This window comes from Kordiimonas lipolytica (assembly GCF_001550065.1).
The window spans coordinates 1-13,409 of sequence record NZ_LRUB01000011.1 but is presented as its reverse complement, the minus strand read 5'-3'; the positions used below and the strand labels follow the sequence as shown (position 1 = coordinate 13,409).

Annotated in this window: 12 protein-coding genes; 6 read left to right on the top strand and 6 right to left on the bottom strand. The window is 57.1% G+C overall.

Annotated elements, in window-relative coordinates:
- Positions 1-15: 15 nt before the first annotated feature.
- Together KORM41_RS04645 and KORM41_RS04640 are read right to left on the bottom strand one after the other, a co-directional pair.
- Entirely contained in the window at positions 16-318 is a 303-nt protein-coding gene (locus KORM41_RS04645; protein ID WP_068145263.1) for an STAS domain-containing protein, read from the bottom strand.
- 196 nt (positions 319-514) lie between these two features.
- The gene (locus KORM41_RS04640; protein ID WP_068145260.1) at positions 515-2,107 is read right to left on the bottom strand and encodes a phytoene desaturase family protein; all 1,593 of its coding nucleotides are present in this window, start codon (positions 2,105-2,107) and stop codon (positions 515-517) included.
- A gap of 188 nt (positions 2,108-2,295) precedes the next feature.
- Here KORM41_RS04640 and KORM41_RS04635 point away from each other — a divergent pair, with 188 nt between their 5' ends.
- Entirely contained in the window at positions 2,296-2,553 is a 258-nt protein-coding gene (locus KORM41_RS04635; RefSeq protein ID WP_231727143.1) for an Lrp/AsnC ligand binding domain-containing protein, read from the top strand.
- 68 nt (positions 2,554-2,621) lie between these two features.
- On the opposite strand, the gene KORM41_RS04630 is transcribed toward KORM41_RS04635, so the two are convergent.
- The 4 genes from KORM41_RS04630 to KORM41_RS04615 all read right to left on the bottom strand — a co-directional run bounded on the left by KORM41_RS04630 (position 2,622) and on the right by KORM41_RS04615 (position 8,001).
- Positions 2,622-4,355: an amidohydrolase gene (locus KORM41_RS04630; RefSeq protein ID WP_197420965.1), complete on the bottom strand. Its 1,734-nt coding sequence runs from the start codon at positions 4,353-4,355 to the stop codon at positions 2,622-2,624.
- Between the two features lie 168 nt (positions 4,356-4,523).
- Positions 4,524-5,702 (bottom strand): MFS transporter, encoded by a 1,179-nt coding sequence (locus KORM41_RS04625; RefSeq protein WP_068145254.1) that lies wholly within the window; start codon positions 5,700-5,702, stop codon positions 4,524-4,526.
- A 351-nt stretch (positions 5,703-6,053) separates the two neighbouring features.
- Positions 6,054-7,484: a homospermidine synthase gene (locus tag KORM41_RS04620; protein WP_068145251.1), complete on the bottom strand. Its 1,431-nt coding sequence runs from the start codon at positions 7,482-7,484 to the stop codon at positions 6,054-6,056.
- Positions 7,485-7,674: 190 nt separating this feature from the next.
- On the bottom strand, positions 7,675-8,001 hold the full coding sequence (locus KORM41_RS04615) for a DUF1476 domain-containing protein (RefSeq protein ID WP_068145246.1): 327 nt from the start codon (positions 7,999-8,001) through the stop codon (positions 7,675-7,677).
- A 213-nt stretch (positions 8,002-8,214) separates the two neighbouring features.
- Here KORM41_RS04615 and purC point away from each other — a divergent pair, with 213 nt between their 5' ends.
- The 5 genes from purC to KORM41_RS04590 all read left to right on the top strand — a co-directional run bounded on the left by purC (position 8,215) and on the right by KORM41_RS04590 (position 13,396).
- Positions 8,215-8,988: a phosphoribosylaminoimidazolesuccinocarboxamide synthase gene (gene purC / locus KORM41_RS04610; RefSeq protein WP_068146097.1), complete on the top strand. Its 774-nt coding sequence runs from the start codon at positions 8,215-8,217 to the stop codon at positions 8,986-8,988.
- A gap of 70 nt (positions 8,989-9,058) precedes the next feature.
- The gene (gene purS, locus KORM41_RS04605; protein WP_068145243.1) at positions 9,059-9,298 is read left to right on the top strand and encodes a phosphoribosylformylglycinamidine synthase subunit PurS; all 240 of its coding nucleotides are present in this window, start codon (positions 9,059-9,061) and stop codon (positions 9,296-9,298) included.
- A 5-nt stretch (positions 9,299-9,303) separates the two neighbouring features.
- Positions 9,304-9,966: a phosphoribosylformylglycinamidine synthase subunit PurQ gene (purQ, locus tag KORM41_RS04600; RefSeq protein WP_068145240.1), complete on the top strand. Its 663-nt coding sequence runs from the start codon at positions 9,304-9,306 to the stop codon at positions 9,964-9,966.
- Positions 9,967-9,977: 11 nt separating this feature from the next.
- A complete protein-coding gene (gene purL, locus KORM41_RS04595) occupies positions 9,978-12,191 on the top strand; it encodes a phosphoribosylformylglycinamidine synthase subunit PurL (RefSeq protein WP_068145237.1) in 2,214 nt (737 codons plus the stop codon).
- A gap of 263 nt (positions 12,192-12,454) precedes the next feature.
- Positions 12,455-13,396, top strand: a complete 942-nt coding sequence (locus tag KORM41_RS04590) for an IS110 family RNA-guided transposase (protein WP_082719706.1) — start codon at positions 12,455-12,457, stop codon at positions 13,394-13,396.
- The last annotated feature ends 13 nt before the right edge of the window (positions 13,397-13,409 follow it).

Sequence of the window (13,409 nt, the reverse complement as noted above, 5' to 3'; positions counted from 1 at the left end):
CGGCACGGGGCCGCATCAGGACTGCAATAGATCAGAAAGCTTGGTCAGTTTCAGCATGCTAGCGACATGACCTTGAGCACCGGTAACAGACAGTTTCCAGCCGGAAGTGTCAGCTTGCTCTTTCGCGATGAGAAACATCCCAAGGCCCGCCGAATCGACCATATCCACTGCCGAAAGGTCAAATACACAAGACTTGATGTCGCGATCCGCCAGATCCTTCAATAACTGTCGGAACGCAACATTTTCAGAAAAGGTGATGTCGCCCGTGAAGGTCGCCGTGATAGCGCCATTATCAGAGTCTTTGATGCGGTATTCCATAAAATCCCCCTTCGGTCCACAAACCGAGAATTAAAGTAGCAGACAACAAAGGCAAGACCCGAGCCGTCAACTCATTGGAAAACACCCAACCCAATGTCAGTATTATGGCGCTAAACTTTAATAATTCAATAAGATAGACGACTAAATGCACCGAACATGCAAAACGCCTCCCCGGCATATCCGGGCCGGCAACAGGCTAGACGCGGCGGCGTTTGAAGTCACTGATGATCTCGGCGGCAGCGTTGTGCCCAGGCACGCCCGTTACACCGCCGCCAGGATGCGCACCCGAACCGCAAAGATAAAGCCCCTTCACCGGCATACGGTGATCTGCATGCCCAAGAACCGGACGCGATGCGAACAGTTGGTTCGGCGTCAGTTGACCGTGGAAAATATCCCCGTCAATCAGCCCAAACTTCCGCTCCAGGTCGAGCGGGGAATGGATTTGTCGCCCTATCACTGCCTTCTTGAAGTTCGGCGCATATTTGCTAACTGTATCGATGATCAAATCGGCCACGTCTTCCCGATGATCGTCCCAGCTTTTGCCGTCAGGCAAATGCGGAGCAAACTGTTGGCAGAACAGGCTGGCCACATGCTGCCCCTCTGGGGCCAGCGTGTCATCCAGCGTGCTAGGGATCAGCATTTCCACAATCGGTTCCTTGGACCAGCCCTGAAGCTGGGCATCCAGGAAGGCCTTGTCCAGATAGTCCATGCCCGGCCCGATCACGATACCTGCAGAATGATGCGGTGCCTGCCCTTCCGAAGGCAAACAGGTGAATTGCGGCAGTTCTGAAAGGGCAACATTCATCCGGAATGTGCCCGACCCGCTCTTAAGATGTTTGATACGCGTCCCAAAATCGGTTGGCACCAAGGCAGGGTCTACCAGTTTCCCGAACAGTAGCTTGGGCGCCACGTTGGCTGCAACCGCACGGGCCTTGATGACAGTACCATCTTCAAGGGCAACACCACGGGCCTTGCCTTTATCCGTGATCACTTCCGCAACCGGGCTGTCCACACGGATTTCTGCACCGGCTTCCCGGGCGGCATTCGCGATGGATTCACTGATGGCGCCCATGCCGCCAATCGCATGCCCCCAAACGCCTTTCTTACCATTCACTTCACCGAAACAGTGGTGCAGCAGTACATAAGCTGTCCCAAGCGCATTCGGGCTGGTGTAGGCGCCGACAATGCCATCAAAAGCAAAGGCAGATTTGATCATGTCGTTTTCGAAATAGCGATCCAGCATGTCGGCGCAGCTTTGCGTCGCCATATCCAACAGCAGGCGCTGGGCCTCGATCGGCTGGCGGATAGCGCTCAACCCAAGCGCCGCAGCCTTGATCATATCTCGAAGACCACCACCGGCGTTTGGCGGCGCCTGCAAAAGCAGCCGACGCAGCTCATCCGCCACCATGGAAATATCGGCGCTGTAGCGATCCAGGGCTTCGGCATCATGCTGGGAAAAGCGTGCGAATTCCTTCTTCAGTTCGTCGTGATCGTAAGAGAACGCCAGGTGGTCTCCGTTCTTCATCGGGAATATGTTCGCCAGTTTGCGCTCAACAATCTTCAGGCCATGCCTGTGCAGCTCAAGATCTGCGATTACCTTGGGGTTCAAAAGGCTGACAGTGTATGACGCGGAACTGTTGCGGAACCCCGGATGGAACTCCTCCGTCACGGCAGCGCCGCCCAGCATTTCCCTGCGCTCAAGCACAACCACCTTGAGGCCTTTTTTCGCCAGATAGGCTGCACAGGTCAGGCCGTTGTGACCGCCGCCAACAATCGCTACATCATACATACTTACTCTCCCTCAAAAATATCCCCCGCAAGCTGGGTACGACACTCCATGCACTCGGGCAATGGCAATTTTTCCGCAGCTGGTTTCCGGTTGCCAAATCTATCCTTCACAGCCGCACGGCTTTTCGCTACAAGCTGTTTAAGTTTCTTTGTCAATTAAGGTTTCAGCCAATGAAGACCGTCTTTGTTATGATCAAATGTGAACTGGGCCGCACCTATGATGTCGCCGCCCATCTGGCGGACGAAATCCCGGAAGTTCGCAGCGTCTACTCCACATCCGGCAACTATGACCTCCTGGCCCAGTTCCAGCTGGGTGCAGATCAGGAAATCGGCCGTTTCATTACGCAGGAAGTGCAGACAACTCCCGGCGTCAAGGACACCTACACGATCATCGGCCTGAATGCCTTCACTGAAGATTCCGTCGGCACAGGGCCTGACCCGATCTGATTGCAGGCTGACCTTCAGACAGGTTTAAAGGGGCGCCCTACGGTGCCCCTTTTGTTTGCTTCCCAGGCCTAGTCGCAACCGTGCACGCAGGCACCGCCGATATAGGTGGTCGTTACCTTGATATCGCTGATCGCCTCTGGCTGCACTTTGTAAGGGTCAGCATCCAGAATGATGAAATCAGCTTCCTTGCCCACTTCGAGCGACCCACGAATGTCGTCCTGCCCCATCAGGTAGGCACCATTCACGGTCAACGCCCGGATCATGTCGTCCACAGATACGGCTTCCTCAGGAATCCATCGCTGATCATCTGCGTTTTCCGGGTCTTTCCGAAGCACGGCCACTTCAATGGAATGGAATGGGTTGCTGGTGGAAACGGGCCAGTCACTGCCCCAGACGATACGGGCATCTGCCTCGATGAAGCTTTTGGCCGGATATAACCAGCGGTGCAACTCTTCCTGGAGGAAAGGTTCAGTCAGGTCAGAGATATAGGCGTCGCGGAAGTGCCAAAGCGTTTGCATGTCTGCGGTTACGCCAAGCGGGCCGAAGCGCGCAATATCTTCAGGCTGCACGATCTCCAGATGGGCCAGTTGATGGCGGCTGTCGCGCTCACCGTTGGCCTTTTTCGCCGCCTCTAGCGCATTCAGGCCAACGCGCACGGCGCGGTCGCCGATCGCATGCATATGCACCTGGAAATCTTTTGCTTCAAGCTTTGTCGCATAGTCGCTCAGGGCCTGTTCACTCAGGTTGATCTCACCCGCATGATCAGGGCCAAGGGGCGCATTCACGTAAGGCTCCAACAGCGCTGCGGTATGGTTTTCCGGCACACCGTCAACGAAAATCTTGACGGCTTCAGCGTCCAGGCGGCCAGCAGACCGCGCCCGGAACTGGGCCCGGCGCGAAACCAGCTTATCCACTGTGGCCGCCGCATTCTCCTCTGTCACCACAGACGTCACCATCTCTTCCGCCGCCAGAAGCGACAGACGAACGCGCTGTGGCAGGTCGGCCCTTTCCGCAACTGCCAGATATGCCTGCTCGTTCACGTCCGCCATGATGGCTGCGTCGATCGTGGCTGTGATGCCGTGCCCGGCCTGATAGGCCATGCCTGCCTCAAGGTTCTTGATCACATCATCAACGTCGGGCGTTGGGAAAATATGCATCACAAGCCCCTGGGCACTTTCCCTGAGCGTCCCTGTGGCGTTACCGTCGGCGTCGCGCTCAATGCGGCCGTTCAGCGGGTCTTCCGTATCTTTTGTAATGCCGGCAAGTTCCAGCGCCTTGCTGTTGACCCAGCCATTGTGGCCGTCAGCGGCCCCAAGAAAGACCGGCCTGTCCGGCACGACTGCATCCAGAAGTTCCTTCGACGGATTTGCATCCGGGAACAGATTGAGCTCCCACCCTGAGCCCATGATGGCAGGCATATCGGGATGCGCGTCGGCATAGGCCTTGACCGCAGCGACAATCTCTTCGGCTGAGGTCATACCCTGAAAGCCAAGCCCCAAAAGGGTTCCGCCACCGTCCGGCAGGTGGGCGTGACTATCGGTAAAACCCGGGAAAACGGGTTGGCCGTCGAGGTCAATCCGCCGGGTATTCTCTCCCGCATATGGGGCTGCACCAGCACTGCTACCGACATAAACGATCTTGCCATCCCGCACAGCCAGGGCCTCAGCCACACTGCTTTCGCCGTCCACGGTATAGATCGTACCGCCGGCGATAATCAGGTCAGCCGGCTGCATGCCTTCTTCAGCCTGCTCCCCGCAAGCCGCAACCATCAACAGCGCACCAATCGGCAGTAGCTTTTTCATCCTCATTCCCCTTGATAATGTGATCACATTTAAAGGAAACGATATCGAAAAACTTGCATTAATGCAAAAGATTATCTGAGTAATTCAGGAGATATATTGAAAAATCCGGCGCCCACAGCCTGACCAACTCGTCAAGATTGTGATCACTTACAAGCCGCCAATGAACAGCTATGTTTTCACGATGCCAACCCGGTCGATCTGCCGGTGCAGGGACACCACCCACAGAAGCACCAACACCATAATCAACCCACCAGCCAGAAGCGGCAAGCCATTCAGTTCCTGATTGAGAAGCCCCGCAGCCAGCGGTCCGGTGGAACGCCCGAGCGACTGCATGGACTGGAACACCCCCATCACTGCACCGCGCTCAGTCGGCTTCGCCCGGTGCGATGCCAGCGCCGACATGGACGTATTGAAAAGCGCGGTACCCACGCTTGTGGCGGCAATGCCGATGAACACAAGGCCGGCAGTGGGCACGATCAAGATCAGGAACAGGCCCAGCCCCATGAAAAACACCCCTGCCCGCGCCAGCGAAATTTCACCGAACCGGTTGTTCAGCCGCCCAATCAGCCCGCCCTGTACCACCATCAGCACCAGGCCAATCACCAGAAAGAGCTTGCCCATATCCGGCGGCCCCCAGGCGTAACGCGTTTCCATGAAGTAGCTGAGCACCGATTCCATCATCGAAAGCGGCACAGTGAACATCAGCATCATCAGGCAGATCTGCATCAGGATCGGGCGTGTACGGATGCGGCCGAAGGCCTCAAGGCGGCTGATCTGCCCCCGGTCTTCTTCATGCTCCGCGTGGCTTTCCCGGAACAGCACCGCAACCACCAGCGCCCCTGTGAGCAACAGCCCCGCTGCAATCGCGGCGGATACGGATATGGTGGCCGTGGCTGCATCGCTTCCACCAACCACACCACCCAGCGGCGGACCAAGAGTGAAGGCCAGGCCAATACCGGCCCCCATCAGCCCCATGCCCTTTGCGCGGTTCTCCGCGCTCGTCAGGTCGCTCACCGCCGCCATCACTACGGACGTGTTTCCCGAAAATATCCCCACCAGTGTCAGTCCCAGCAGCACAAGTGCGGGCGTGTCTGCCATGGTCGCCAGGAACAGGTAACAGGCAGATGCGCCAAGAAGCGTGATAATCAGGATCGGCCGACGCCCGAACCAGTCAGACAGTCGCCCCCACACCGGGCCGATGATAAACTGGGAAAGGCTGTAGCTCGCAAGGATCGGCGTTGCCTCCGCCTGACTGGCACCAAGGTTTTCCAGAACATACATGATGGACGGCAGCAGCATGGCAAAGCCTGCCATCACAAGAAACACGACCAGAAACAAAATAGGCATAGTCTATCCGATTGTTGCGCCGCGCCGGGCCTGAAAAGGATTTCGACCGGTTTTAAGCCGTGAGCACCAATAACTCAACAGCGGTATCTGTTCTATGCGGCAAATAAGAAAGGCCGGAAAACTCCGGCCCGATTCCCTAACGACGGCCACTTTCGACCCTCAAATTCAAGAATTCTTATTCAGCAGTGCCTGCAGAATACATATATAAGCACCAGACGAAGCGATCTACAATGTCCGCTTCTGGCCGAATGTTGCCCCTGAACTCCCCACCCAGGCTTGCCCCTTGCCCCAACAAAAAAAGGCCGGAACGATCCGGCCTTTTTCTTATCCAATATTGGCGAACTTTGCGCGTCAGCGCAGCAACACGTTGGTGAAGCGCCAGGGGTCGCTTTCATCGATCTCTTCCGGGAAAATCCAGTTGGTGCGACCGTCCAGCGGCGTCCAGTCTGTGTATTCCCCCACAACCGGCCCCAGGTATGGGCCTGCGATATCAAGGATTCGCTTGAAATCGATCTCGTCAGCTTCCACAAGGCCGCGCTTGGGGTTTTCGATCGCCCACACCATGCCGGCAAGCACGGTCGCTGTTACCTGAAGCCCTGTCGCATTCTGGTGCGGGATCAACTCCCGCGTTTCATGGATCGACAGCTGCGAGCCGTACCAGTAGGCGTTCTTCTCATGGCCGTATACCAGCACGCCCAGCTCATCAACGCCGTCGGTGATCTCGTCGCAGATCAGGCGGTGCTTGGTCTGGGCTTCAAAGGCGTTGCCCTCAAGTTCATGCAAGGACAGCACGGCATCATCACAGGGGTGATAGACATAGTGGCAGGTGGGCCGGTAGGTCACGCGCTCGTCAGCATCGAACAGGCTGAAATAGTCGGCGATCGAGATGGCCTCATTGTGGGTGATCAGGAACCCGGTCATGGAGCCTGCCATCGGCGTCCAGCTGCGCACGCGCGTGGAAGCGCCCGGCTTCTTCAGGTAAATGGCCGCGCGGCAGCCGAAGACATGTTCGGCCGCGTTCGCCGGCAGATAGCCTTCGTGCGTGCCCCAGCCAAGCTCGGCTGGCTGCAGACCTTCGGCCAGGAAGCCGTCGATGGACCATGTGTTGACGAACTCGCCCTTCTGCTTCTTCTCATCCGCCACCTGCGTGTCACGCTCGGCGATATGGATGCCCTTGACGCCCAGCTTACGCGCAAGCTCGCCCCAGCCCTGCCGGGTTTCAGGAACACTCACCTCAAGGCCGCAGTCCGCCGCGATATTGAGGAGCGCCTGTTTGACAAAATGGCTCACCAGCCCTGGGTTCGCACCGTGCGCAAGAATGGCCGTGGGGCCGCCCTTGAGGCTGTCACGCATCGCCAGCGCGTCTTCGCGGATCGAATAGTTGGTCCGAAGGCCCATCGGGCTGTCCGGGTCCTCATAGCGGCCCGGCCAGGGTTCAATACAGGTATCGATATAAAGGGCGTCCACCTTGTGGCAGAAGCGCACCAGCGACATGCTCTCAACCTCAACCGACAGGTTCACCAGGAAACCGCCCGCGCGGTCAAACAGCGGCGCAAGCACTGCCTCAAGGTTCGAAGGCGTCAGCGGTTCCCTGATGAAACGGATGCCGTGCTCGCTCGCCACATCCTGGCCGCGTTCGTCGGCGGACACGATGACGATATTGTCGCGTTGCACCTCGAAGTGCCTGAGAATGAGGGGCAAAAGCCCCTGCCCGATCGAACCAAACCCAACGATCACCAGCGGGCCGTCAATCCGCGCATAACAAGGCCACCCATCAACCATTCAGACACTCCTACATCAAGAATCGGCTTAGTTTTCGGGCGCACCATAGTCAGCTTGCCCCCGACCATCAAGCGCGAAGGGTAACAATAGGCCCTGTGCGCGCTGGCGAAGGCCTCTAGGTCAATGCCCCAGAGAACAAAAAAGGCCGGAGCGATCCGGCCTTTTTCTTATTCGATTTTAAGGGCGTGCCTTACTTCACTTCCGCCATGATCTGGCGGCGGGCTTCGTCCATCATTTCTTCAAGGTGTTTTTCGATACGGTGACGGGAAATATCCAGGCCTTTGCCTTCAATATCCGCCATTACCTTGCGAATCACGTCCTCGTCGCCATCTTCTTCCAGGTCGGATTTCACGACCTCTTTGGCATAAGTCGCAACATCGTCACCCGAAAGGCCCATCTCAGACGCCAGCCACTCGCCAAGCAGGCGGTTACGGCGGGCACGAGCCTTGAACATCATGCTCTCGTCATGGGCAAATTTATCTTCAAAAGCCTTCTCGCGGCCGTCGAACGTGGTCATTGGTACTTTCCTCTTATCCGAGTCTCTAACTGAGACCCCAGTAAAATAGCATAGCGCATCCGTCAATAAAGGAAATTTCTGCGCCCTTTTCCAATGCTTACACGAAACTTATTGTTATTTGTTACAGAAAGATTGTCGCAGGGAACCTTTTCCCTTATGTTCGCGCCCGCGCAACCCACTGACATCCCTCAAACTGAGGAAAAGAGGCAATATATGTCCCGCCGCAACAAGATTTACGAAGGCAAGGCCAAAGTTCTGTTCGAAGGCCCTGAGCCCGGCACCATTATCCAATATTTCAAAGATGACGCCACTGCGTTCAATGCCGAGAAAAAAGGCACGCTCGCAGGCAAAGGCGTGGTGAACAACCATATCTCTGAATATATCTTCACCGCCCTCGCCGACATCGGCGTCCCAACGCACTTTATCGAGCGCACGTCCATGCGTGAGCAGCTTGTGAAGGCTGTTGAGATCATTCCGGTTGAAGTGATTGTTCGCAATATCGCAGCAGGCGGCATCTCCAAGCGCCTCGGCATCGACGAAGGCACGCCGCTGCCACGCCCGATTGTTGAGTTCTGCTACAAGTCGGACGAGCTGGGCGACCCGCTGATCTCCGAAGAGCATGTTCTGGCATTCGGCTGGGCCGATGAGATCGAGCTTGAGGAAATGACCCACTATGCGCTCCGCATCAACGATTTCCTCTCCGGCCTTTTCGCGGGCATCGGCATCAAGCTTGTGGATTTCAAGCTGGAATTCGGCCGCCTGTATGAAGGCGAAGACTGCATCACCATTCTCGCGGATGAGATCAGCCCGGACGGCTGTCGCCTGTGGGACATGAAAACCGGTGAGAAGCTGGATAAAGACCGCTTCCGCCGCGACCTTGGGGGCGAAATGGAAGCCTATCAGGAAGTCGCGCGCCGTCTTGGCATTCTGCCGAACGCGGACATCACCGAAATTGCAGACCATCAGAACAAGGGCCAGAAGCAGTAGCTTCTGGTCCAACCTTTTGTAAGCCCAAAGCCTAACGGCACAATTACCTGACTGAAAGAAAGTGAGCCCAATGAAAGCCCGCATTCACGTAACCCTTAAAAACGGCGTTCTGGACCCTCAAGGCAAAGCCATCGAGCATGCGCTCGGCAACATGGGATTTGACGGTGTCGAAGCCGCCCGCCAAGGCAAATATATCGAGCTGGACCTCAAGTCCACGGATCGCGCGTCGGCGGAAAAGGAAGTGGACGAAATGTGCCGCAAGCTTCTGGCCAATACCGTGATTGAAAACTATTCCATCGATCTGGAGTAGAACACATGAAATCCGCGGTTATCGTTTTCCCGGGATCGAACTGCGACCGGGATATGGCTGTCGCCCTAGAGAAGATCACAGGGCAAAAGCCACTCATGGTCTGGCACCAGGAGTATGACTTCGACAAGGTCGATTTCATTGCCCTGCCAGGCGGTTTCTCCTATGGCGACTATCTTCGCTGCGGCGCCATGAGCGCGCGCTCGCACATCATGAAAGAGGTCATCAAGCGCGCGGAAGCGGGCGTGCCCACTTTCGGCGTGTGTAACGGCTTCCAGATCCTGACGGAAACCGGCCTGCTGCCGGGCGCCCTGATGCGTAATGCGGGCCTGCATTTCGTGTGCAAGGACGTGAAGATGACGGTGGAAAACGCCGACACCATGTTCACCAACGCATACGCGGCGGGCGAAGAAATCACCATTCCTGTGGCGCACCATGACGGCAACTATTTCGCCGACAAGGAGACGCTCGACCGCATGGAAGGCGAAGGCCAGGTGGCATTCAAGTACGCCGAGGACATCAACGGCGCGCAGCGCCGCATCGCCGGCATCACCAACGCCAAAGGCAACGTCCTTGGCATGATGCCTCACCCTGAGCGCATGATCGAACCAGCATTGGGCGGCTCTGACGGCCGCAAGCTGTTCGAATCCGTCATGAACCGACTGGGCTAAGGGGAAGAGACATGAAAACCGGTAACGAAATTCAAATCACCCCTGAGCTCGTGAAAGAGCACGGCCTGACGGAAGAAGAGTATCAGCGCATCGTCGGCGCCATGGGGCGTGAGCCAAACTATACAGAGCTTGGCATCTATAGTGTGATGTGGTCTGAGCACTGCTCCTACAAATCATCCCGCTTCCACCTGAAGAAGCTGCCGACCAAGGCGCCTTGGGTTATCCAGGGGCCGGGCGAGAACGCTGGCGTGATCGACATTGGCGACGGCCAGGCCGCGATCTTCAAGATGGAAAGCCATAACCACCCATCCTACATCGAGCCTTACCAGGGCGCGGCAACGGGCGTGGGCGGCATTCTGCGCGACGTATTCACTATGGGCGCACGCCCGGTGGCCAACATGAACGCGCTCCGCTTCGGCGAGCCTGACCACCCGAAAACCCGCCACCTGCTGGCGGGCGTGGTTGAAGGCATCGGCGGTTACGGCAACTGCGTGGGTGTACCCACCGTGGGCGGCGAAACCAACTTCGACGAAAGCTACAATGGCAACATCCTGGTGAACGCCATGACTGTTGGCCTCGCAGATGCGGACAAGATCTTCTACTGCGCGGCTGCGGGCGTTGGTAACCCTGTCGTTTACGTGGGTTCCAAAACCGGCCGCGACGGCATCCACGGCGCCACCATGGCATCCGCCGAATTCACCGAAGACAGTGAAGAAAAGCGCCCTACTGTACAAGTGGGTGACCCCTTCACCGAAAAGCTGCTGATTGAAGCCTGCCTTGAGCTGATGGCCACAGACGCCATCATCGCAATCCAGGACATGGGCGCGGCTGGCCTGACGTCGTCATCGGTTGAGATGGCGTCCAAAGGCGGCGTGGGCTTCGAGCTGGACCTTGATCAAGTGCCGCAGCGCGAAGCAAACATGCTCCCATACGAGATGATGCTGTCCGAGAGCCAGGAGCGCATGCTCATGGTCCTCAAGCCAGGTCGCGAAGACATGGCCAAAGCCATCTTTGAGAAGTGGGAACTGGACTTCGCCGTGATCGGCCATATCACCGACACCGGCAACCTGACGCTGAAGTTCGGCGGCGAAGTGGTGGGCGACATGCCGATCAACAGCCTCGTTGAGGACGCGCCAGAGTATGAGCGCCCCTATATCCCGACGCCGAAGCGCGACGTGGTAGACGTGGAAGCGCCAGCTGACCTGAATAAGGCCGTCATGGACCTGATCGGCGGCCCGAACCTGTGTTCCCGCCGCTGGATCTGGGAACAGTATGACCATATGGTGATGGGCGACACGATCCAGCGCCCGGGTGGCGACGCGGCTGTTGTGCGTGTGCACGGCACGGAAAAAGCGCTGGCAATCAGCACAGACGTAACCCCGCGCTACTGCTATGCCGACCCTGTTGAAGGCGGCCGTCAGGCTGTGGCTGAGACATGGCGGAACATCACGGCTGTGGGCGCGACCCCGCTTGCGATCACCAACTGCCTCAATTTCGGCAACCCGGAGCGCAAGGACATCATGGGCCAGTTCGTTGGCTGCCTTGAAGGCATGGGCGAAGCCTGCCGCGCGCTGGATTACCCGATCGTATCCGGTAACGTGTCGCTTTATAACGAAACCAACGGCTCCGGCATCCTGCCAACGCCCGCTATCGGCGGCGTGGGTGTGATGGCTGACAGCAACATGATGGCCACCATCGCGTTCGAGGGCCCGGGCCAAACTGTGGTGCTGATCGGCGAAACCAAGAACGAGCTGGGAGCAAGCCTCTACCAGAAGCAGATTCTGGGCAAGAACGAAGGCTGCCCGCCGCACGTTGACCTGGATATCGAACGCCGGAACGGCGATTTCGTCCGGGCGCTCATTGAAAATGGCCAGGTTTCCACTTGTCATGACCTGTCTGACGGCGGCCTGATTGCGGCCCTTGCCGACATGGCAATCGCAGGCAAGGTTGGCGTGAACGTGACCGTTGAGGGCGACCTGCCGCTGCATGTGGCGCTTCTGTCTGAAACCCAGGCGCGCTATCTGGTGGCAACCGATGCCGCCACGGCAGAGACGATCCGCCAGGAAGCCAAGGACGCCGGCATTCCGGTCGCGGTTCTGGGCGAAACCGGCGGTGACCGTGTATCTGTGAACGGCGGCGCGCTTGACCTGGCGCTCAGCGACCTAACGGCAGCCCACGAAGGCTGGATGCCGAATTTCATGGCGAAAGAGCCGCTGTCGGCTTAAGCAGGCCTGACAATCAAATCATCAGAAAGGCGCCCTACCCGGCGCCTTATACATTGAGAGGCACGAAGATTTGTTATGATCTTCGTGCCTCTTTGATTTTGAACAGGGGGTGGCCACCCCCTGTTCAAGGTGCGGAATGTGGTTGAGCCCACTCGGGGCAAGACCTTTTACGGTCGTAAAAAAGCATAACCCTTCCGCACCACAGAGGCTTCGTCGAACCGCTGAGTGAGCTTTTACGCTCGTGTATAAGAAAGACAAAGCCAATGACTTATACCACGCGATCCATTGGGATCGACATATCAAAATCATCCTTTGACGTTTGCCTGCTGCCAGAAGGCGAAGCAGACACATTTACCAATAATACATCCGGCATTGCCAAATTCCTTTCGTGGGTTGCTGACAGGGAAGACATTGAACGGCTGATCCTGGAGCCTACAGGTGGCTATGAACGCATGGTCACAGATGCCTTGCTTGCAGCCGGGTTGCCGGTTGCCAAAGTTAATGCCCGATATATCCGTCAGTTTGCCCGGGCCAGTGGGCAATTGGCCAAAACCGACAAGGTGGATGCCTTTGTGCTAGCCGACTATGGCAGGCGCATGGAAACACGCCTTCTTGAACAACCTTCTGAACAGCAGCAGGAACTCTCAGACCTCGTAGTCCGATACAAACAGCTGTCCCACATGATTGTCCAGGAAAAGAACCGCCGGGAAAAGCTGCTGAACAAGGCAAGAGACTGGATCGAAGAGGCTCTGAATTTCCTGCTGGAACAGCGTCAAGCCGTTGTGGAAGCGATGGAGGAATGCCTGGAACAGGATGCAGCACTCAAGGCCAGGGCCAAAGTGTTGACTTCAATAAAGGGCATTGGATTGCGGACCGCCTGCTTCCTGCTGGCAGGCCTGCCGGAACTGGGTCATCTCGACAAAGGACAAATCGCCAAGCTCGTTGGTCTAGCCCCAATCAACCGGGATAGTGGTCTAATGCGCGGCAGGCGGACAATTACAGGAGGACGGAAACATGTGCGCGATGCTTTATATGTGGCGACACTCCCCGCCATTCGCTTCGATCCGGAAATGAAAGCTTTCTATCAACGCCTCAGGGAAAACGGGAAGCCCGGTAAAGTCGCTCTCATTGCAGTCACTAGAAAAATCCTCATTCGCGCAAACGCAAAAATGAGGGATCACTATGCAGCCGCGCTTGACACATAACACCGCTGCTTTT

Coding starts and splice junctions, on each gene's coding strand:
- KORM41_RS04625 (WP_068145254.1), bottom strand. CDS start 5,702: ATGCCTATTTTGTTTCTGGTCGTGTTTCTTGTGATGGCAGGCTTTGCC.
- KORM41_RS04630 (WP_197420965.1), bottom strand. CDS start 4,355: ATGAAAAAGCTACTGCCGATTGGTGCGCTGTTGATGGTTGCGGCTTGC.
- purL (WP_068145237.1), top strand. CDS start 9,978: ATGAAAACCGGTAACGAAATTCAAATCACCCCTGAGCTCGTGAAAGAG.
- KORM41_RS04615 (WP_068145246.1), bottom strand. CDS start 8,001: ATGACCACGTTCGACGGCCGCGAGAAGGCTTTTGAAGATAAATTTGCC.
- KORM41_RS04640 (WP_068145260.1), bottom strand. CDS start 2,107: ATGTATGATGTAGCGATTGTTGGCGGCGGTCACAACGGCCTGACCTGT.
- KORM41_RS04620 (WP_068145251.1), bottom strand. CDS start 7,484: ATGGTTGATGGGTGGCCTTGTTATGCGCGGATTGACGGCCCGCTGGTG.
- purS (WP_068145243.1), top strand. CDS start 9,059: ATGAAAGCCCGCATTCACGTAACCCTTAAAAACGGCGTTCTGGACCCT.
- KORM41_RS04590 (WP_082719706.1), top strand. CDS start 12,455: ATGACTTATACCACGCGATCCATTGGGATCGACATATCAAAATCATCC.
- KORM41_RS04645 (WP_068145263.1), bottom strand. CDS start 318: ATGGAATACCGCATCAAAGACTCTGATAATGGCGCTATCACGGCGACC.
- KORM41_RS04635 (WP_231727143.1), top strand. CDS start 2,296: ATGATCAAATGTGAACTGGGCCGCACCTATGATGTCGCCGCCCATCTG.
- purQ (WP_068145240.1), top strand. CDS start 9,304: ATGAAATCCGCGGTTATCGTTTTCCCGGGATCGAACTGCGACCGGGAT.
- purC (WP_068146097.1), top strand. CDS start 8,215: ATGTCCCGCCGCAACAAGATTTACGAAGGCAAGGCCAAAGTTCTGTTC.